This window comes from Gordonia sp. N1V, assembly GCF_029269935.1.
GTDB lineage: Bacteria > Actinomycetota > Actinomycetes > Mycobacteriales > Mycobacteriaceae > Gordonia > Gordonia polyisoprenivorans.
The window spans coordinates 75,905-97,093 of sequence record NZ_JARJDD010000007.1 but is presented as its reverse complement, the minus strand read 5'-3'; the positions used below and the strand labels follow the sequence as shown (position 1 = coordinate 97,093).

At 68.6% G+C, this 21,189-nt stretch carries 15 protein-coding genes (1 of these 15 running past the window's edge); 9 read left to right on the top strand and 6 right to left on the bottom strand.

What is annotated here, in order from left to right:
- Window positions 1-58: 58 nt before the first annotated feature.
- The 5 genes from P3L18_RS11310 to P3L18_RS11290 are packed head-to-tail and all read left to right on the top strand — an operon-like array spanning window position 59 to window position 3,890.
- Window positions 59-313 (top strand): MbtH family protein, encoded by a 255-nt coding sequence (locus P3L18_RS11310; RefSeq protein WP_079930658.1) that lies wholly within the window; start codon window positions 59-61, stop codon window positions 311-313.
- A 1-nt stretch (window position 314) separates the two neighbouring features.
- Window positions 315-1,439, top strand: a complete 1,125-nt coding sequence (locus tag P3L18_RS11305; protein WP_079930659.1) for an ATP-binding cassette domain-containing protein — start codon at window positions 315-317, stop codon at window positions 1,437-1,439.
- Complete coding sequence (locus P3L18_RS11300) at window positions 1,429-2,211, top strand: ABC transporter permease (RefSeq protein WP_020170462.1); 783 nt, start codon at window positions 1,429-1,431, stop codon at window positions 2,209-2,211. The genes P3L18_RS11305 and P3L18_RS11300 overlap by 11 nt, the downstream gene beginning before the upstream one ends.
- A 34-nt stretch (window positions 2,212-2,245) precedes the next feature.
- Window positions 2,246-2,938, top strand: a complete 693-nt coding sequence (locus tag P3L18_RS11295; protein WP_276114105.1) for a sigma-70 family RNA polymerase sigma factor — start codon at window positions 2,246-2,248, stop codon at window positions 2,936-2,938.
- Window positions 2,931-3,890 carry an anti-sigma factor gene (locus P3L18_RS11290; RefSeq protein ID WP_276114104.1) on the top strand — a complete coding sequence of 320 codons (960 nt, stop codon included), beginning with the start codon at window positions 2,931-2,933 and terminating at the stop codon, window positions 3,888-3,890. Before P3L18_RS11295 ends, P3L18_RS11290 begins: the two co-directional genes overlap by 8 nt.
- 110 nt (window positions 3,891-4,000) lie before the next feature.
- On the opposite strand, the gene P3L18_RS11285 is transcribed toward P3L18_RS11290, so the two are convergent.
- Window positions 4,001-4,303, bottom strand: coding sequence for a LuxR C-terminal-related transcriptional regulator (locus tag P3L18_RS11285; RefSeq protein WP_276114103.1), 303 nt, complete (start codon window positions 4,301-4,303; stop codon window positions 4,001-4,003).
- A 517-nt stretch (window positions 4,304-4,820) separates the two neighbouring features.
- On the opposite strand from P3L18_RS11285, the gene P3L18_RS11280 reads away from it, so the two are divergent.
- Both P3L18_RS11280 and P3L18_RS11275 read left to right on the top strand, forming a co-directional pair.
- Entirely contained in the window at window positions 4,821-5,603 is a 783-nt protein-coding gene (locus P3L18_RS11280; RefSeq protein ID WP_276114102.1) for an acetoacetate decarboxylase family protein, read from the top strand.
- A gap of 131 nt (window positions 5,604-5,734) precedes the next feature.
- Complete coding sequence (locus P3L18_RS11275) at window positions 5,735-6,802, top strand: pirin family protein (RefSeq protein ID WP_276114101.1); 1,068 nt, start codon at window positions 5,735-5,737, stop codon at window positions 6,800-6,802.
- Between the two features lie 19 nt (window positions 6,803-6,821).
- Here P3L18_RS11275 and P3L18_RS11270 read toward each other — a convergent pair whose 3' ends face one another.
- Together P3L18_RS11270 and P3L18_RS11265 are read right to left on the bottom strand one after the other, a co-directional pair.
- Window positions 6,822-7,469, bottom strand: coding sequence for a CE1759 family FMN reductase (locus P3L18_RS11270; RefSeq protein WP_276114100.1), 648 nt, complete (start codon window positions 7,467-7,469; stop codon window positions 6,822-6,824).
- Window positions 7,466-8,590 (bottom strand): LLM class flavin-dependent oxidoreductase, encoded by a 1,125-nt coding sequence (locus tag P3L18_RS11265; RefSeq protein WP_276114099.1) that lies wholly within the window; start codon window positions 8,588-8,590, stop codon window positions 7,466-7,468. Before P3L18_RS11265 ends, P3L18_RS11270 begins: the two co-directional genes overlap by 4 nt.
- A 148-nt stretch (window positions 8,591-8,738) precedes the next feature.
- Between P3L18_RS11265 and P3L18_RS11260 the strand changes: the two genes are divergently transcribed.
- Together P3L18_RS11260 and P3L18_RS11255 are read left to right on the top strand one after the other, a co-directional pair.
- Window positions 8,739-9,245 carry a hypothetical protein gene (locus P3L18_RS11260; protein ID WP_276114098.1) on the top strand — a complete coding sequence of 169 codons (507 nt, stop codon included), beginning with the start codon at window positions 8,739-8,741 and terminating at the stop codon, window positions 9,243-9,245.
- A gap of 202 nt (window positions 9,246-9,447) precedes the next feature.
- Window positions 9,448-9,954 carry a DUF4190 domain-containing protein gene (locus tag P3L18_RS11255; RefSeq protein ID WP_276114097.1) on the top strand — a complete coding sequence of 169 codons (507 nt, stop codon included), beginning with the start codon at window positions 9,448-9,450 and terminating at the stop codon, window positions 9,952-9,954.
- 50 nt (window positions 9,955-10,004) lie between these two features.
- Here the strand turns inward: P3L18_RS11255 and P3L18_RS11250 are convergent, their stop codons facing one another.
- The 3 genes from P3L18_RS11250 to P3L18_RS11240 all read right to left on the bottom strand — a co-directional run.
- The gene (locus P3L18_RS11250) at window positions 10,005-10,349 is read right to left on the bottom strand and encodes a hypothetical protein (protein WP_006370450.1); all 345 of its coding nucleotides are present in this window, start codon (window positions 10,347-10,349) and stop codon (window positions 10,005-10,007) included.
- A 277-nt stretch (window positions 10,350-10,626) separates the two neighbouring features.
- On the bottom strand, window positions 10,627-10,860 hold the full coding sequence (locus P3L18_RS11245; protein WP_006370451.1) for an MbtH family protein: 234 nt from the start codon (window positions 10,858-10,860) through the stop codon (window positions 10,627-10,629).
- 98 nt (window positions 10,861-10,958) lie between these two features.
- Window positions 10,959-21,189 carry the 3' portion of a non-ribosomal peptide synthetase gene (locus P3L18_RS11240; RefSeq protein WP_276114096.1) on the bottom strand. It continues 3,500 nt past the right edge of the window, so 10,231 of the gene's 13,731 nt are visible here — the last part of the coding sequence; its start codon lies beyond the right edge, outside the window; its stop codon occupies window positions 10,959-10,961.

Below are 21,189 nucleotides of genomic sequence, written 5' to 3'. Positions count from 1 at the left end.
GGCGCCACCCGGTATCGATCGAGAGTCCACACGAATCACACGAGATGGGAGCATCACGATGACCAACCCGTTCGACAACACCGACGGGGTCTTCTCCGTCCTGGTCAACCACGAGAACCAGCATTCGCTGTGGCCGGACTTCGCGCCGATCCCGCAGGGATGGCAGCAGGTGTACGGGCCCGACGGACACGACGCCTGCCTGGCCTACGTCGAGGACAACTGGCATGACATGCGGCCGGCGAGCCTGATCGCCGCGATGGGTGAGGCGCCCGACGCCCACCGAACCGGGAGGAACCAGGATGGGACGGCATAGTATGGCCGGCGGATTCGACCCCGACCTCAGTACCTCGCGCCCCGGCGCGACCGACCCGATCACCGAGCGCCTCCCCGCCACCGGCTCGGCTCCCGCACTGGAATTGACCGGTGTGACAAAGACCTTCAGCTCCGGGCCGTTCGGCCGCGGACGTAAGGTGCGCGCACTCGACGGTCTGGATCTGACGGTGCCCGCCGGGACGGTCCACGCGTTGCTCGGACCCAACGGGGCGGGCAAGACAACGACCGTCCGCGCCGTCGCCACACTGATGCGCCCGGATGCCGGTTCGGTGAAGGTGTGCGGTCTCGACGCGCTCGCCGACCCGGGTGCCGTCCGCGACATCATCGGGGTGTCGGGCCAGTACGCCGCCGTCGACGGAACGCTCACCGGTTTCGAGAACCTGCGCATGGTCGCCCAGCTGTACGGACACTCGCGACGTGACGCGAGCGAGCGGGCACGCGCTCTGATCAACGATCTGGATCTCGACGCATCGGCCGATCGGCCGATGCGCACCTACTCCGGCGGCATGCGACGACGCCTCGACCTGGCAGGCGCGCTCATCAACGACCCGAAGCTGATCATCCTCGACGAGCCCACCACCGGTCTCGATCCCCGTGGCCGGCGCCAGATCTGGGAGGTCATCGGTGAGCAGGTCGCCACCGGGACGACGGTGTTGCTGACCACCCAGTACCTCGAGGAGGCCGACGAACTCGCCGATCAGATCACCGTGATCGATCACGGCACGATCCGCGCGCAGGGCACCGCGACAGAGCTCAAGGAGACCACCGCGCCGGCGATACTCACCGTCGAGGTCGCCCCGCATCACGATCGGCACGATCGTGGCAGCGGCACCGCCACCGAGGTCATCGCGACCACGCTGGCCGAGGTCGGTCTCGGCATGCCCGAGCGGATCGACGACGTGCGCTGGTCGGTGCCGGTCGCCGGCGGAACGCGCAGTGCCGTTGCCGCAGTGCGCATCTGCGGCGAGTTCGGGATCGAGATCGTCGACGCCTCGGTGACCACCCCCACCCTCGATGATGTCTTCCTCCGGCTGACCGGTCGCGTCGCCGCCGACCCGCCGACGGGTGGGGACCCACAACGATTGGAGCCCAGCGATGTTCGCTGACACCGCCGTCCTGGTGGAACGAAATCTGCTGACCGTCAAACGCATCCCGACCCTGCTGCTCTCGGCGACCGTCCAGCCGTTGATGTTCGTGGTGCTCTTCGCCTATGTCTTCGGCGCCACCCTCGGCGGAGCCCCCTACCGGGAGTTCCTGATGGCAGGCATCTTCACCCAGACCGTCGTGTTCAACGCCGCCTTCACCACCGTCGGTCTCGCCGGCGACATGTCCGGGGGTATCGTCGATCGTCTTCGGTCGCTGCCGATGTCACGCATCGGGGTGATCGCCGCACGCGTCGGTTCGGACATGCTGCTCGGCGCCATCGGTCTCGCGGTCATGGTGGCCAGTGGTCTGGCCATCGGCTGGCGGGTCCGCGGCAGCGCCGGCGACGCGGTGATCGCCTTTGCCGTGATCGCATTGTTCGCCCTGGCGATGGCCTGGATCGGTGCGGTCAGCGGTTTGGCGGCACCGAATGTGGAAGTGGCCCAGAGCATCGGGTTCCTGTGGATGTTCCCGGTGACATTCCTCTCGAGTGCGTTCATCTCCGCGCAAAGCCTGCCGGGGCCGCTGCGCGCGATCGCCGAATGGAATCCGGTGACCGCGGTGGCGACGATGGCACGCGAGAAGTTCGGCAACAGTGCGCCACCGGACTTCCCGACGCCCTCCGGTTGGGTCGCCGACCACGCCCTGGGGTACTCGATCGGCGCGAGCCTGGTGATCCTCGCGGTGTGCGTGCCGGTGTCGTTGCTGCTCTACCGCCGATCGACGAGTCGGTAACGACTGATGATCAATCGACAGGGATCGTGACACCATGCTGATCGGACATGTCTACCGTGGAGGGGTGCCACCCTCCACCGATGACACGTCGCCGCCACACCGCGAGACCGACACCGACGGGCACGGCGGATTCGCCGCCGCGCCGCGCCACGACCTGCCGTTCGCCGACGATTCCGATGCCTCGATGCGAGCGCTGCTCGAGTCGTCGGCGCTCGGCGACCGGGCATCGTTCGCCCGACTCTATGACCTGACCAACCCCCGGATCTACGGTCTGGTGCTGCGCGTGATCCGGGATGCCAACTATGCCGAGGAGGTCGTCCAGGAGGCGTACCTGCAGTACTGGCAGAAGGCGTCGACGTATCGGCCCGAACGCGGCTCGGTGATCACCTGGATGATGACCATCGCCCACCGGCGCGCGATCGATCGGGTGCGCACCGAGGATCTCCAACGACGCCGGGTCACCGAGGCCGGTGTCGCGCAGGCATCGGTGTCCGATCCGCTGCCGCTCGAGGTGGTCGTCGACCGTGAGGAAACCCGCACATTGCGTACCTGTCTCGACGATCTCACCGAACTGCAGCGCTCCAGCATCGAGATGTCCTACTTCAACGGCCTGACCTATCCCGAGGTGGCCGCCCAGACCGACACCCCGCTGCCGACCATCAAGTCACGCATCCGGGACGGGCTGCGGCGGCTGCGCGATTGTCTGCGAGGACGCGGCCATGCCTGACACCGAGTGGCTCGACGATCACGTCGAACTGTTCGCCATCCATGCCCTCGAGGGCGCCGAGGCCGACCGGTTCGTCGACGAATACAACGGACTGACGCCGTTGGAGCGCACCATCTACGACGGCCGTATCGACGAAATCCACACCACCATGGCCGATTTCGCTGCCGGCTACGCACTGGCGGCACGGCCGGAACTGCGCGAGCGGGTTCTCGATCACGTGTTCTCGGCACCGGCCGACGCCTCGGGACCGCCGGTGTCGCCGGAATCGGGTTTCCCTGAATCGATGTCGTCGATCTCGACTCCGGCGGACACCGATACCGGTCGGCACGCGGCGGTGTCGTCGGTCGCGGGGACCGACACTCCCGCTTATGCGGCAACCGGTCCGCCGGCTCCGGACGCCCCGGCTCCGGACGCCCCGAAGTCAGAACCCCCGACCTCAGAACCCCCGGAGGACGCCGGCCGGGTCGTCGACCTGGCCGCGCGCAGGCGCAGACGGGCCGCGGCACTGGCCGCCGCGGCGGTCGTCGTGGGCGTCGCGCTCGGCGCCGGTGTGCTCGTCGGACGGCAGACCGCTCCGCAGCCTGCGCCGACGACGTCGGCCGATCGCAATGTCCTCGATGTGCTGCAGGCACCCGACGCGGTGGTCTCGGTCGCTCGGCTGGCCGACGATCACGGAGCGATGTCGGTGGTGGCGTCACGGACGCAGAACCGAGCCGTGGCAGTGCTGCGTGATCAGCGCACCCCGCTGCCCTCGAATCGCACATACCAGCTGTGGCTGGTCGGCGGCGCCAACGCCCAGCCGTCCTCGGCGGGCCTTGTCCGAGGGTCCGGAGCCACCGATCCTCTGCTCATCGAACGCATCGACAACTCTCAGGTTCTGGCCGTCACCATCGAGCCCGAGGGCGGATCACCGCAACCGACGACCGACATTCTCGGGCAGGTGTCGCTGTGATTCCCGGCCGAGGAGAGTCGATACCCGGCTGACAGGACGACCCCCGGACGCCATCGGCGCCGGGGGTCGTCATCGGGTCGGGGGTACAGGGATTCAGGGTGTACCGGGGCTCACCAATCCTCGAGGCAGGTGATGCCGTCCTGCAGCGCGCGTGCGAGTAGATGCGTCTTCGTCGGTGCGGGACGCCCGACGGCCGCATATTTGGCCCGGATTCGCGCCAGGTGGGTGCTCACTGTCGATGCCGCGATGAACAGCTGCTCGGCGGCCTCGTCCTTCGATTCGGCCGCCAACCAGGCGAGAAGGACCTCGACCTCGCGCGGCGAGAGCACCGGACGCCGGATCGGTGCGGGCGCGGGCGCGGTGCTCGGCATGGCCGGGCGCATCGGTGCCCAGACCGGTGCGAGCGGACGCATCCTCAGATGCGAGCCCGGCGCGACCGGGGGCCGATAGTCGGCGATACGGGCCACCGAGGCTCGGAGATCGCGGGGGTGACCAACCGGATGTCCGGGGGCCGGGAGGGGCATGGTGTCCGAAACATCGGAATGCGCGGTCGTCACCGTTGGTCCTCGTTTACTGTCGGGTACCACGGCTCACGCGCAGGAATCGCGCTCGCCGTTCGCACTGGGGTCCATCAACTCTTCACAGAGAATATTAAGGCTGCGTTCAGTAACCGAATAGTCCCAACATGGGGGACGTCGTTTGCAGATGCAAGGATTAAGTGATTCGCCAATCCGTGATCTCAGCAGGGGACTGCACCACCACACTGGCGATCTCGGCACTCGCCCTGCTCACGGTGCCGAGCGGCGACGTTCTCATCCGATCGGATGGATCGATCCCGGCCTTCCCACGACCCACACCACGTAGGATCACCGCGACAGCAAAAGTAGAACATGTTCTAGAACAGACTCACGGCGAGGCAAGGAACCGACGATGACCCACCCTTCCCGACATGACGTACTGGGCTCGACGGTGACGATGCCGGTCGAGATCCGACACGCCCGCTGCTTCGTCGCGGGCTTCACCGCCGACGCGAGGGCGATGCAGACCGCGATCGACGCCGCCGGCGACACCCGCGGTGCGGTGGCGCCGCTTCGGATTCGTCGCGGCCGGGGCATGTGCATGCTGGTCTTCGTCGACTACATCGACGGCGATCTCGGGCCCTACAACGAATTCGGGGTGTGCTTCCTCGTCGATCCGACCACGGCCGACGACGCATCCGTCCCCGGCGGTTCCCGGTCTGGCGGGTCCTGGTCCGGGTTGCGGTCGCTGTTCGCCGGCGACGCGCGGGCCCTCATCCATCGGCTACCGGTCGATGGTGAGTTCACCCTCGCCGCCGGACGCGGGATCTGGGGATTCCCGAAGATCCTCGCCGACTTCGACGTCGACCACGAGTCGGCGACCCGGCACGGCCGGGTGAGCGTCGACGGCCGGCTCATCGCCGACCTCACCGTCAAACCGGGGATACCGATGCCCGCATCTTCGGTGGAGACCACGCTGCATGCGTACTCGCAGCTCGACGGCACCCTGCGGATGACGCCGTGGCGACTGCGGTCGATCACCGGCACCCGGACCCGACTCGGCGGCGCCCGCCTGCACCTCGGCGACCACGAGATCGCCGACGAACTGCGCTCTCTCGACCTGTCGCGGCACGCGCTCATGACGACGTCGGTGAGCAGCCTCGCCATGACCTTCGACGACGCCGAGGTCATCTGAGCGACTCCGGTGAGCGGGACGGCCGCGCGAGCGGGGGGATCCGGCGAAACGAATCCGTAGACTGGCGGGGTCGTCCCAGCCCCGGTCGCCGAATGCCGCGACCGTCCCCAGCCAGTCAGGCGGTGTCGCACGTGAGCAATCTCGAAGCCCAGCCGGCGGAAGTCGGATGCCGAACCGTCGCCCAGAACGCGGTCGCCCAGAACTCGTCCGCACAGAACTCGTCGGCACAGAACTCGTCGGGCGAGAAACGACGTCCATTGCGGGCCGAGGTCCTCACCGCCCGTGACGTCCCCCTCGGCGGTCCGCGCGCGATGACGGTCCACCGAACCGTGCCCCAGCGCAGCCGATCGTTGATCGGTGCCTGGTGTTTCGCCGACCACTACGGTCCCGACGACGTCTCGGTCACCGGCGGAATGGACGTGCCACCGCATCCGCACACCGGATTGCAAACGGCGAGTTGGTTGTTCACCGGCGAGATCGAGCATCGCGACACGATGGGCAATCATGCGATGGTCCGGCCGGGTGAACTCAACCTGATGACCGCGGGGCATGGCATCGCCCACACCGAGGTGTCCACCCCCGACACCACGGTGCTCCACGGCGTGCAGCTGTGGATCGCGCTGCCCGCCGACGCCGTGGACACGCCACGGGATTTCGCGCACTACGCGCCACCGCTGGTCACCGTCGGCGAGGTCACCGCGCGTGTCTTCCTCGGTGAGCTGCTCGGCAGCACCTCCCCCGTGCACACCTTCACACCGCTCCTCGGCGCCGAACTCCATTTACCGGCAGGCGCGGAGATCGCCCTCGACGTTCGCGACGACTTCGAACACGGATTCCTCGTCGACTCCGGCCGCGTCGACATCGTCGATTCCACCGCCCCCACCATCGAACGCACCCAACTCGGGTACGTCGGACTCGGCGCGAGCACCATCACTCTGCGCAACCGCGCCGAGGGCGCAGCTCGCATCGTCGTCCTCGGCGGTGCACCGCTGAACGAGGACATCGTGATGTGGTGGAACTTCGTCGGGCGCAGCCACGATGACATTGTCGCCTTCCGCGAGGAGTGGATGGCGCACAGTGAGCGCTTCGGTCAGGTGCAGGGGTACACCGGTGAGATCCAACACCTGCCCGCCCCCACCCTCCCCGGAACGCGCCTGCGGGCGCGGGAGAACGTGCCGGGGCGGGCGCAGGAGGGCTGAGAGCAGGCGGCGTGAGCGCTCAGGTGCCGAGCAGCCGCGCGAAGTTCGCGATGCCTGCGGACTCGGCGGCGGTGTCGTTCTGGCTGTCGTTGTCGGACAACGCATCCGCGAACGCCAGGGACTGCTGTTTGCCACTCTCGAGCAGCGCCGCGAGTTCCCGTGCGGCGCGGTCGATCCGATCACCGAGGGTGGTGGTGTCACCGGAGCAGCCCGCCCAATCCTCGGCGGCGGCATAGACACCCGTGGGCACCACGATCATGCGCAGGTAGCCGAACAGCGGACGCAGCGCGTGGTCGAGCACCATCGAATGCCGTGGGCTTCCACCGGTCGCGGCGATCAGGACCGGCGTGGCCGCCATCTCGTCGACGTCGACGAGATCGAAGAACGTCTTGAACAGGCCCGAGTAGGACGCATTGAAGACCGGGGTGGCGACGATCAGGGCATCGGCACCCTGCACGGTGTCGATGGCCGCGCGGGCAGCGCCGGTGGCAAAGCCCGCGGCCATCGACCGGCCGAGGTCCACGGCGAGGTCGCGGAGATCGATTGTCGTTGTCTGCACCCGGTTTTCACCCAGCACACCGGTCACCGCCGAGACGAGCCGGTCGACGAGCATCCTCGTCGACGACGGTTCGCTGAGCCCGGCATTGACCGCGACCAGTCGGATCATGCCTGCACCTCGTGTTCCTGTATCTCGTCTTCCGCACCGGCGTGCACCGCGGCTTCACGCGCCGCCACCAGCGAGGCGTGTGTCGGCGCGTCCGGGACCTCTGCGGGACGCCCCTCGGCGAATCCCTTACGCAATTCCGGCAGGACCGCGCCGAGTTCGTCGAGTTGTTCGAGGACGGTTTTCAGCGGCAGACCCGCGTGGTCGATGAGGAACAGCTGGCGCTGGTAGTCACCGAAGGTGTTGCGGAAAGACAATGTGCGGTCCACGAATTCGGCCGGGCTACCCACCGTCAGCGGGGTCTCCCGACTGAAATCCTCCAACGATGGACCGTGCCCGTAGACCGGCGCGTTGTCGAAGTACGGCCGGAACTCGCGGACCGCGTCCTGGGAGTTCTTGCGAATGAAGAACTGTCCGCCCAGCCCGACGATCGCCTGGTTGGCGTTGCCGTGGCCGTAGTGCTCGTAGCGTTCACGATAGAAGTCGATCAGACGCTGGAAATGCTCTGCGGGCCAGAAGATGTGGTTCGCGAAGAAGCCGTCACCGTAGTATGCGGCCTGCTCGGCGATCTCGGGGCTGCGGATCGACCCGTGCCACACGAACGGCGCGACACCGTCGAGGGGGCGGGGCGTCGAGGTGAACGACGTCAGCGGGGTGCGGAACTTGCCCTCCCAGTCGAGCACCTCCTCGGTCCAGAGCCGGTGCAGCAGATGATAATTCTCGATCGCGAGCGGAATACCCTGCCGGATGTCCTTGCCGAACCACGGATAGACCGGGCCGGTGTTGCCGCGGCCGAGCATCAGATCCACCCGCCCGTCGGCGAGGTGTTGGAGCATCGCGAAATCCTCGGCGATCTTCACCGGATCGTTGGTGGTGATCAAGGTGGTGGCCGTCGACAGATTCAGCGTCGAGGTCTGTGCCGCGATGTAGGCCAGCGTCGTCGTCGGCGACGACGAGAAGAACGGCGGGTTGTGGTGCTCACCGAGTGCGAAGACATCGAGTCCGATGTCCTCGGCCTTCTTGGCGATCGCGACGATGGCCTTGATGCGCTCGTGCTCGGTGGGAGCAACTCCCGTGGTCGGGTCCACCGTGATGTCGCTGACGCTGAAGAGTCCGAATTGCATGTCGCGCCTCCTGGGATTTCGGGACTGTCATCCAGCTTAACCGGACCATGGTCCGGTTAATTCCGGACACCGGATGACCCGTCTTCCGGGCACGCTGACCTGGGTGAGTTAGTGTGGGCTTACCCGATCCTCGATGGGAGTCAGAATCATGATGCTTCGGAAGTCCGTTGCCGCGGCCGCCCTGGCCGGTGCCGCCGTCTTCACCGTCGCCGCCTGCTCGAGCAGCGACGACAACGCCTCCACCACGACCGCGAGCACGTCGGTGGCCACGAGCGCCGAATCGAGCGCCGCGGAATCCTCCGGCAGCGACGCACCCGCTCCCGCAGATCTCGACAACGCAGCAGCTCAGGCCATCCTGGACAAGGCGCTGAACCCCGACACCTCCAGTGCCGATCTCGACGCCGTCGTCGACACCAGCAGCCCGCTGACCAAGCCCGCGATCCAGGCCTTCGCCAAGGGCTCCAAGCAGATGGGCTACACCTACAAGGTGACCAAGGTCAGCGGCGACGGCAACGATGCCGCACTGGTGACCTTCGATGTCGGCGGCGCACACTCGGCCAGCGGACTGCAGATGAAGTTCGTCAAGGTCGACGGAAGCTGGAAGCTCTCCGGTGACGCGGTGACCTTCCTGCAGTCGATGGCCGGCGGTCACTGACCACCGACGCCGTACTCCCGAGCGCCGCACCGGAAGCCTCCGGTGCGGCGCTCGTGCATCTGCGACCGGTGTGGCTGTAACCGATGCGGCTGGGACCGATCACGCTGGGACCGATCACGCTGGGACCGGATTGCCCGACGCGAGCGCCGGTAGCATGGCAGGACCCGGTGACGGCCGGGACATCGATGCCGAGGGAGGCGCTGTGCGAACCGATCAGGTCACCCGTCCGATTGCGCCCGCGGTGACCGATCGTCATGCGCGCTGGCCTCAGGTGAACGATCTGGTCGATGAACCCGTGGAACCCGAGACCCCGCTCTCCGAGATCCCCAGCACCCGGAGCGATGTCGTGGACGGGCCGCTGCCGCCGATCGGCGACCTGTGGGGTCGGGCCGAACTCGATCCGATCCCCGAGCTCACAACATCGGGCGTCGGACCTGTCGTCTATCCGCGTGGACGCACCGCTCCGGCGGCAACCGCAGCGGTGGTGTGCGGCGTGGCCTCGGTGCCGCTGACCCTGGCACTCGGCATCGGTGGTGTGCTGGGCATACTGGCGATCATCCTGGGAGTGGCCGCGGTACGCACGATCCGTCGAACACCGGGCATGCGTGGCACCGGTCGCGCGGTGGCGTCGATCGTGATGGGGACGGGCAGCGCCCTGGTCGGGCTACCGATTCTCGCGCTCGTCCTGATGGTCGGCTCGCTGCTGTAGAGCCGCGCGCGGCACAAAGTGCGCGCGCTGCTGTCGCAGGCCGGGACGGATCAGCCGGCGACGCGCAGATGTCCGACGGTGGGCTCGAGATGACGGCCCAGCCAGGCGACCACCTGGTCGATGTTGCGGCCCTGCTCGTCGGGGTCGGAGATCTCGGCCAACGCCGGGACCGAGTGGAGCACGGCTGCGTAGAACGCCGCCTCACGCGACATGCCGTGCTGCGCCATGACCACCTCGAAGGAGTCGAGAGCCTGATCGAGTTCGCCGTAGGTCACCATGTGCCCGCCGAAGCGCACCGCCGGCAACGACGGCGTCATGTCCGCTCTGTCGCGGATGTCCTGCAGTAGTTCATTCATGTGACACTCCCCCACCCGGCTGACTTGATTCATGGTCATCACCCTTCGATCAACCTCCCCGTCGACCGAGGGTTTCTTGCGATCAAGCATCAATCGCTGCGTAACGATATGGGTACCTTACCGCGCGAAATGTGGCGGATTACACACTAAAACTGGTAACGCCCACAACAACATCGGTATATCCGTCAACAGAAACGATAGAGCGTGTGACGTGAGTGATCCATGAGGTTACTGAGTCTGATGTTGAAAAGAAACGTCGCCGTGACCACTGGGGTCCCGGCGACGTTTCGTGACATCTCGTCCTGCGTTCGACGGCTCAGCCGTTCTCCCGGGCGGCCTTGTCCGCCTCCATCGCGTCGATGAGGCTCTTGGGGCGCAGATCGGTCCAGTTCTTCTCCACGTACTCCAGGCACGCCGCACGGGAATCCTCCCCGAACACCTTGGTCCAGCCGGCCGGGATATCGGCGAACGTCGGCCACAGCGAGTGCTGGTTCTCATCGTTCACGAGCACGTAGAAGCGGCCGTTCTCGTCGTCGAATGGGTTCGTCATCTCTACTCGACTCCTTCAGTCAATCGTCGTTGTCCTCGAGGCGGTTAGGTGAACCTCAGTCGTCTTTCACCGTACCGTCCCCGACCTCGTCGGCGGCACTAACCCCGCCCCGGTCTCCTGCCCTCCTCCGCTACGGAATCGAGCGCTGCCAGTTCGGCGTCGAGCACCGGGCCGATGACGGCGAGCGACGCCGCATCGGCCATCCCGAGATGGTGCGTGGCGACGTCGACGTTGCGGATCTCCCCGGACACGTAGGCGCGCCACCCCTCGGCGATCGTGCTCGGGTCGTCCTTGTCCTCGGTCGCGGTGAACACCTGCAGATCGCCGCGGAAGACCGCCGGCACGAAGTCCAGGACCACCTGCGGCGACAACTCGAAGCTCGTCATGATCCGGTCGACCTGGTCGGCGCCGAGCAACCCCATGCCCTCGATCTGGGCCCGGATGATCGCGGTGACCTCCTCCGGCGTGGACGCCTGCACGTCGTCACCGAGATCGAACAGGTCGCGCCAGCCACCGAGGACGTCGACGACCACCGAACCGTCCGGCCCGTCGCCGGGTCGTGCGGTCGCGTCGGGGGCGGGCTCGACGGTCTGCTCGGTCGCCCCCGGGTCCTCCGGTACGGAGTCCATGACGCCGAGGAAATCGACGGTCTCGCCCTCGCTCTGCAGACGCGTGGCCATCGCATGTGCGATCACACCACCGACCGACCAGCCCAGGATGCGATACGGGCCATGCGGTGCGACCTCGCGGATCTGCGCGACATAACGCTGCGCGAGCGCGTGGGCATCGGTGATCGACGGTTCGCCACCGACCACATGCGGGTCCTGCAGGCCGTAGATCGGCCGATCGGCCAGATACGGCACCAGCCCGCCGTAGAACCAGGCCAGCCCACCGGCGGGGTGAACGCAGAACAGCGGCGGTCGCGAACCCTCGGCGCGCAGGGTGATCAGCACGTCGGCAGTCGCGGCGTCGGCCCCGGTGATGCGTTGCGCGAGCCCGCGCACCGTCGCGTCCGAGAACAGCCAGGCCAGTTCGATCTCGAGTTGATGCTCGCCGCGCAGATATGCCGCGACCCGCGCCGCCGACAGGGAATTGCCCCCCAGATCGAAGAAGCTGTCGTCGGCACCGACCTCGTCGACGTCGAGTACCTCGACGTAGGCGGCGGCGACGGCACGCTCGACGTCGTTGCGCAGCGGCTCGATCTCGCGCTCGACGATCTGCGGCGCGGGCAATGCCCGTTTGTCGAGCTTGCCGACCGGGGTGAGCGGCAGATGCGCGAGCACCGTGATCGACGCGGGCACCATGTGCGCCGGGAGCCGCCGGGTGAGGTGCGCGCGGAGATCGGCGATCAACGTCGCCTGATCGGCGTCGGGATCGGTCGGCACCACGTAGGCGGCGAGCGCCGAGGCCACCGATCCCCCAACTCCTTCCGCACCGACCCCGTCAGCACCGACCCCGATGACGACGGCGGCGTCGACGAGGCGGTGCCGGCCGAGTTCGGCCTCGATCTCGCCGAGTTCGATCCGTAGTCCGCGCAACTTGACCTGATCGTCGCTGCGGCCGGCATATTCGATCACCTGACGTCCGTCGGGCCCGCGACGCCGGCGTGCGAGGTCGCCGGTGCGGTACATCCGTGTACCGGGCGCGCCGAACGGTGCGGCGACGAAGCGCTCGGCGGTCAGACCCGGGCGGTCGAGGTAGCCCCGCGACAGCGCGCACCCGGCGATGTAGAAGTCGCCGACGACACCCTCGGGCACGGGATGCAGCCGGGCATCGAGGACGACCTGCTGCAGTCCGTGCAGCGGCGCACCGATCCGCACCGGCGTCCCCGGAGTGGCGATCTCGCCGATGTTGGTGAGGATCGTCGTCTCGGTGGGGCCGTAGGCATTCTGTATCCGGACGTGCGCCGACCAGTGGTCCTGCAGCGCCTGCGGTACGGCCTCACCACCGACGGCGATGCACTCCACCGCGGGCAACCGGGCCGGGTCGAGGGTCGACAGGGTCGTCGGGGTGAGGAACGTGTGTGTCACCTCACGGTCGATCATGAACTCCTGCAACGCCTCCCCGCCGACGGCGTCGGCCGGTCGATAGACCAGGGTGCCGTTGTTGGCCACGGCGAGAAGATATTCGAGGACCGAAGCGTCGAAACTCGGTGACGCATAACCCATCACGATCGGCCCGTCACCGACGCCGAGCCGCGCCGACTCGGCGCGTGCGAAGTTCCACAATCCGGTGTGCGAGACCGCGACACCCTTGGGCCTGCCGGTCGAGCCGGAGGTGTAGATGACGTAGGCCACGTTGTCCGGACGCACCACCCGCAACCGGTCCTCGGCACCGATCGGCGCGTCGTCCATCGCCGCGATCTCGGCTGCGGTCGACTCGTGATCGGTTGCCACCCACTCGAAGTCATCACCCGGCAGGTCACCGACGGACGCGATCGACAAGCCGAGGACGGCCCCGGAATCCTCGATCATGGCCGAAACGCGCTCGGCCGGATAGCCGGGGTCGATCGGTACGTAGCCGCCACCGGTCTTGGCGACCGCCCAAATCGCCACGAACAGATCGGCCGACCGCGGGATCGCCAGCGCCACCAGTGATTCGGCGCCGATTCCGCGGCCGATGAGCCATCGTGCCAGCCGGTTCGAGCGGGCATCGACGTCGCGGTAGGACAGTGCTGTACCGGAGGGGTCGATGACCGCGGTACGTCTGCGCTGGCCGGCGACCGCCGCGGCGAAGATGTCGGCGAGCACCATGGGCGCCACCTCGGGCCCCCCGGACACCGGGACCAGCTCGTCGATCTGTTCGGCCCGCAGCAGCGGTGCGTCACCGACCGCGGTACCCGGCTCGGCGGTCAGCCGATCCAACAGACCGACCAGGCTCGCGGCCATCGACTCGACGCGGTGCGCATCGAACAGATCGGTGGCGTACTGCACGGCGCCGGACCAGGAGTGGCCCGCCGCTGCCGGGGTCACCGAGAACAGCAGGTCGACCTTGGCCGGTATCTCCCCGATCGACAGCGGCCGAACCTGCAGACCGGCCACCTCACCGCCGGCGACCGACTCCCCGGCGAGTTCGGCGATCACCGACTGTTCGAGGGTGAGCAGGACCTGGGTCAGAGGCGCAAACGCTTCCGAGCGCACCGGATTGAGGTGATCCACCAACGTCTCGAACGGGATGTCGGCGTGCGCGTACGCGTCGAGATCGATGCCCCGGATGCGTTCGAGCAGGCCGTGGAAGGACTCCTGAGCCCGATAGTCGGACCGCAGGACCAAGGTGTTGACGAACATGCCGATCAGCGGGTCGAGTTCGGGTCGGCCACGGCCGGCGACAGGTGTGCCGACCGCGATGTCGTCGCTCGCCGACAGCCGGGCGAGCAGTACCGACAGCCCGGCGTGGATCACCATGAACGGGGTGACCCGATACTCCTGGGCGAGTGCGGTGATCCGCTCGGCGATCGGGGCGTCGATCTCGAAATGTGTTGTCGCCCCGCGGGTGGACGCGACCACCGGACGCGGACGATCCGTCGGCAGGTCGAGCACACTGGGCAATCCCGCGAGCTGATGCGACCAATAGTCCCACTGTGCGTGCAGGATCGAACCCGGCTCGTCGACCGACCCGAGGTGCCGGTGCTGCCATACCGCGACGTCGGCGAATTGCAGTGCGAGCGGCTCGAACTGCGGTGGCACTCCGGCCACCCGTGCGTGGTACGCCGTCACCAGATCGGCGACGAGCGGCGCCAGTGACTCGCCGTCGGCGGCGATATGGTGCAGCACCAGCACGAAGACGTGCTCCTCGGGGCTCGCCGACCACAAGCGGGCGCGCAGCGGGAAGTCGACGGTGACGTCGAACCCCGTCGTCGCCGCCGCCTCGAGGTCGTCGCGGCTCCCGGCTATCTGCCAGTCGACCGGCGCGGATACCGGGTGGACGAGTTGCTCGGGCACACCGGCGTTCTCGGGGAAGGTGGTGCGCAGGATCTCGTGGCGGGCGACGACGTCGAGGACCGCGGCATGCAAGGCCTCGACGTCCAACGCGCCGTGCAGGGCCAGCGCCGCGGGCACGTTGTAGGCCGGTGAGGTGGGGTCGAACCGGTTGATGAACCACATGCGTTGCTGCGCCAGGGACAGCGGCACGCGGTCGGGTCGTGGCGCGGGTGGCACCATCGCCGGACCCGATGCGCCCCGACCGCCGGCGAGGGCGGCGAGTTCCCGGACGCTCGGTGCCTCGAAGACGTCACGGACCGAGATCTCGCGTCCCAGCGCCTCACCCGCGCGCGCCGCCACCCGCATCGCCGACAGCGAGTTGCCGCCCGCGTCGAAGAACGACGCGGTCACACTGACCTGCTCGACGCCGAGCACGCCGGCGAAGACCTCGGCGAGCACCTGTTCGGCCGGTGTGGACGGTGCCACGATCTCCCCCGACACCTGTTGCGGCGCAGGTAGTTCTCGGCGTGAGATCTTGCCGGCGGTGTTGAGCGGCATCTGCTCGAGCAGCACCCAGGTGGCCGGCCGCATGAACTCCGGCAGCGCCCGGGTCACGGTGGCCTTGACGGCATCGAGGTCGACGGTGTCGGGCGCGAGATAACCCACCAGCGATTCGCCGGCAGGTGTGGCGACCACCGTCGCGGCGGCATGGACGACCCCCAGGGCGGAGGTGAGCACGGCCTCGATCTCGCCGAGTTCGATGCGCTGGCCCCGCAGCTTGGTCTGGAAATCGGTGCGGCCCAGGTACTCCAACTCGCCCTCGGCGTTCCAGCGCACCAGGTCGCCGGTGCGGTAGAGCCGAGCGCCGGCAGGCCCGTAGGGGTCGGCGACGAACCGTTCGGCGGTCAGGGTGGGTTGGCCGGCGTACCCGCGAGCCACGAGATCCCCGCCGAAGTACAACTCGCCGGGCAGCCCCGGCGGAACCGGACGCAGACGCTCGTCGAGGACGAGCGCGACGGTGTTCCACAGTGGCCGACCGATCGGCACGGTGTGGCCGTCGCGCCGGATGTGCTGCACCGCGGCGTAGATCGTCGTCTCGGTGGGACCGTACTGGTTGTACAGTTCCGTGGCGGGCAGCAGTCGCCCGATCGCGTCGGCCACCGGGCGGGTGAGCGCCTCACCACCGGTGTGCAGCAACCGCAACGCCGTGAGTTCGGCCAGGTCGGATTCGTCGACGATCTCGGCCATCGCGCCGAGCACCGAGGGCACCAGCGTCGCCGAGGTGACGCCGTGATCGATCATGCGGCGCGTCACCAGCACCGGGTCGCGATGCTCTCCGGGGTGGAGCAGGACGAGCCGTCCGCCGCACACCACGGGGCGCACGATCTCGATGATCGCGGGGTCGAAGGTGTACTCGAGTTGTTGCAGCACAACGTCGCCCGGGCCGAATCCGTAGTAGTCGCGGTCGAAGGCCAGATGCGTGCTCAACGCCCGACGCGAGACGGTGACACCTTTGGGTCGTCCGGTCGACCCGGAGGTGAAGATGGTGTAGGCCGCGTGCTCGGGAAGGACCGTCGCGCGGCGATCGTCGGCGGTGGAGTCGACCACAGAGAGATCCACGGCAGTGGCGGCATCGACCGTCAGGGTCCGCACGTCGGGCAGTGCGGCGATCCCGTCGGGGATCGGGCCGGGTCCGACGAGGACGAGTGACACGTCGGCCACCTCGGTCATGTAGCGCACCCGATCTGCCGGTGCGCCGGTGTCGATCGGCACGAACTGTGCGCCCGCAGCCCACACGGCGTGGATCGCCACGATCATCTCCACCGAACGTGGGATACACACGGCCACAGCCGTGTCCGGTCCCACTCCGGACGCGATCAGCTCACGGGCGAGCGTGCTCGCGCGGGTGAGCAATTCGGCATAGGTGACCTCTCGCTCGTCGGCGATCACCGCGATCGCGTCGGGCGTGTCGGCGGCGCGGCGGGCCAGCAGGTCGGTGACCGCATCACCCTCGAGCGGTACCACCGCGCCGTGCGCCCAGTCGTCGAGGAGCGCCGTGGTGGCCGAATCCACCAGCGGCACTTCGCCGATCGGGGTGTCCGGTGCGTCGACGAAGGTCTGCAGGATTCGGGTGAGCGCGGTGGCGAAGACCATGATCTGCGCCTCGTCGAAGGCCGTGGGCAGATACGCGAATCGCAGGTGGAGCCGATCCCCGCGCACCGAGGTCGCGAGGTTCAGCGGGTAGTGGGTGGAGTCGCTGACGTCCACGCCGCGCACCTGTAGTCCCCCGACCGCCGTCGGCGACGCCGAGGACAGGGAGGCGGTGTCCACCGGGTACGACTCGTGCACGGTGAGGGTGTCGAAGGCGATGGGAACGCCGCTGTGCGCGATGATCTCGGGCAGACCGAGATGCTGGTGGTCGAGGACCGCGGTCTTGTCGTCCTGCAGGGCGCTTGCCACGGCCGCCAGGGTGGCGTCGGGGTCGACGTCGACGACCACCGGCAGCGTGTTGATGAACAACCCGACCATGTTCTCCACGCCGGGAAGGTCGGCGGGACGGCCCGACACGGTCTCCCCGAACGTGACCACACGCGAGTCCGAGAGCCGCGAGACCAGCAGCGCCCAGGCGACCTGCAGCACGGTGGCCAGGGTGGTGCCGTGTCTGCGGACCGAATCCTCCAGTGCGGCGGTGAGTTCGGCCGGTACGGCAACGATGTGTTCGGCGGGTCGGTGTTCGGCGGTGGCCTCGGCACCCGGTGCGACGAGGGTCGGCCCCTGCGCACGAGCGAGTCGTCGCGCCCACGCCTGCAGCCCCGCGCGATCATCGATGCGGCCGATGTGGTGCAGGAAGTCCCGGAAGTCTCCCCCGGATCCGTCGCCGGTGTAGGCCGATCCGGTGGCATACAGCGCCATCAGGTCGGCCAGGACCAGTGGCCCCGACCAGCCGTCGAACAGGATGTGGTGGTTGGTGATCACCACATCGGTCTGATCGCCGTGACCGATCACCACCACCCGGAGCAGCGGCGGCGACGCGAGGTCGAACGGCTCGTTGCGTTCCTGCCGCGCGATCTCGGCCACCCGGTCCGGTGCCGCGGCGTCGTCGGCGAGGTCGACGACCCGCCACCCGGCCCGTGCGTCGGGCGGGATCACCGCGAGGACCGCACCACTGCGGGCACGCACGAACCCGGAGGCGAGCACCCGGTGCCGGAGCAGCAACTCGTCGGCGGCCGCACGCAGCCGGTCGAGGTCGACGTCCCCACCGAGCCGGAGTACCGCCTGGGTGACGTACGCATCGACGACGTCGTCTGCGGTGTCCGCAGTGCCACCCGAGGTGGCCGTGGCCGGGCCGTTACCGGCGAGCACCGACTGGAAGTAGAGGCCGCGTTGCAACGGCGACAGCGGCCAGATCGCCGCTCCGGGATAACGCGCCGCCACCTCGTCGAGGTCGTTCTGGGTGGCGTGACTGCCGGGCACGTCGGACGGTGAAAGACCCACCGGCTCTCCGGCGTCGACGATCTCAGTGAGTTCGGCCAGTTCTCGCCGCCACCGCTCGGCGATGTCGGTGGCGTCGGCCTCGGAGAGTACGCCCTGGGCGAATCGCAGATCGGCGGCCAGTACCGGCCCATTCGCTCCGGTGTTGACGGCGGCGTTGATGGTCAGCGGCGCCATCACCGGCATCGCCCCCGACACCGAGGACGGCAGGAACGGCGCGTCGGGTGCGGGCAGGAAGTGGGCCGTCGCGCCTCCGCCGACGTCTCCCCCGCCGTCGGTGGCAGCCCGGTTGCCGAGGTAGTTCAGGGCGATCGTCGGCAAGGGGCGTTGCGCGAGAGGCGAGTTCGCCACCGCACGCAGGTCGGCGAATCCGATGCCATGATCGGGGATCGTCAGTCGTTGTTCCTTGGCCGATTTGACCGCGTGCACGGCGTCGGCACCGGGGTCGACGAGCATCGGGATCAGGGTGGTGAACCATCCGACGGTGCGCGAGAGGTCGGCACGACGCGGGTCCGGGCCGGACTCGAGGATGTCCTCGTGGCGGCCGTGGCCCTCGACGAGGATCGTCACCGCCCGATCGTCGGCGATACCACGCTGCTGCTGCCAGGACCGGATCGCGCGCGACAGGGTGCCGGCGAGAACGTCGTTGACGCTGCCGCCGAATGCTTCGGGCACGGCCGCGAGCAGTGACCCGGTGATCGGCGCGTCGATCCGCGCGATCACCGAGCCGACCGTGCGCAGGCGGTCCCGCTGCGGATCGGGGTCGACGCCCAGCCGGGTGGGCGTCTCCGGAGAGCGCGAAAGCCACAGCGCCAGTTCGGATTCCCGCGACTCGCGCCGATCGGCCAGCGCCTGTTGCCAGGCGCGCATCGACGTCGGCTCGGAGCGTACGACCGGCGGCGTGCCGGCCGACACCGCCGCCGCCGCGGTGAGCAGGTCCTCGATGAGGATCGGCCACGACACGGCGTCGACGGCCAGATGGTGGATCACCAGGACCAACCGGGCGGCGTCGGCACCGACCACCAGCGCGGTACGCATCACCTGCCCGGCGGCCGGATCCAGTAGCGCTGCCGCCCGCGCATGAGCGGCGCGCACCGATTCGTCGAAATCTTCTGTGCCGGAGGCACTGTCGGTGATCACCCGGTCGATGGCGGCGTGCGCGTCGAACGGCTCGCCGGTCGTCAACGCCCATCCGACCGCGCCGCGGGTCAGTCGCGCCGTGAGCATCGGGTGCGCCGCGCAGACCGCCGCCAGCATGGTCGCGAGATCGTCGACCGACAGTTCCCTCGGTGCCGCCAGCACCATCGACTGGTTGAAGTCGGCGAAGTCCTCGGGTACGGGCGAGGTGTCGACCATCCACGAGATGATCGCGCCGAGTTCGGTCGGCCCGGTGGGTCCGCCGGGCGGGTCGGCCAGTACCGGTAGCGCTGTGGCACCGTCGGTGGCTGCACGGGCCATCGCCCGAACGGTCTTGTGTTCGAAGATGTCTCGTGGGGTCAGCGTCAGTCCGGCGGCCTTGGCCGCCGAGGCGAGCTGGATGGACATGATGGAGTCGCCGCCGAGGGCGAAGAACGATTCGGTCACGCCGACCTCGTCACGACCGAGGAGGCCGGCGACGATCGCGGCGAGAGCGGTCTCGGCGGCGGTGGCCGGCGATACGCGATCGGCGGCCTCGAATACCGGCTCCGGCGCGGGCAGCGCGGCCCGGTCGAGTTTGCCTCCCGGGGTGAGCGGCAACTCCGCGAGGACGACCACCTGATGCGGGATCATGTGCCCGGCCAGCCGTGCACCGGCGGCGGTGACGATACGCGCCGGGTCGATGGTGGCGCCGTCGTCGGGAACCAGGTAGGCCACGAGCCGCGATCGCCCGGAGTCGTCGGCGACTCCGAGGACCACCGCCGAGGCCACCTCGGGTAGATCGGTGAGCACGGACTCGATCTCGCCGAGTTCGATGCGTTGCCCGTTGATCTTGACCTGATGGTCGGCGCGCCCGGCGAATTCGATCTGCCCGTCGCGGCGCAGACGCACCAGGTCGCCGGTGGCGTACATCCGCTGCCCTGGGATACCGGTGAACGGGTCGGCGACGAAGGACGTTGCCGTCAGGCCCGGCCGTCCCAGGTAGCCGCGGGCCAATGAATCGCTGGTCCCCAGATACAGCTCGCCCACCACCCCGCGCGGCACGGGGTGCAGTCGCGCATCGAGGACGTAGGCGGTGAATCCGCGGACAGGATGGCCGATCGTCACCGGTCGGCCCACCTCGGAGCGGCCGGTGCTCGACCAGACCGTAGCCTCCGACGGGCCGTAGAAGTTGTACATGCGGCGTCCGTCGGCCCCGCGTCCGTCGGCACCGCGCCCATTCGCCCAGCGCGCCACCAGTTCCGGCGGGCAGGCCTCACCGCCGGTGACCAGATTGCGGATCGTGCGACCGCGTTCGACCGGGACGGTCGCGAGCACCGTCGGGGTGATCAGGGTGTCGGTCACCCGATCGCGGCTCAGGACGGCGCCGAGGGCCTCCCCGGCGTAGGCGGTCGGGGGCGCCACCACCAGGGTGTGTCCGAGTGCGACGGACCACATCATCTCCAGCACGGAGGCGTCGAAACTCGGTGAGGCGACGTGCAGGACGCGGGTGTCGGGCGCCTGTTCGGGGGTTCCGGTGATCTCCCGGAGAGCGTCGACGAGAGTCGCGATGCCACGGTTGCCGACGCCGACGGCCTTGGGTCGGCCGGTGGAGCCGGAGGTGTAGACGAGGTAGGCCAGGGTGTCCGGGCCGATCTCGCCGGCACGGTCGGCTGCGGTCACCGGCGCTGCCGGGCGGGCGGGATCCGTGGCGATCGCGACATCGATCCAGTCGCAGCCGCCGGCGGCACCCAGGCGGTGTCGGGTCGCCGCGTTGGTGACGCCCAGGCGCACACCGGAA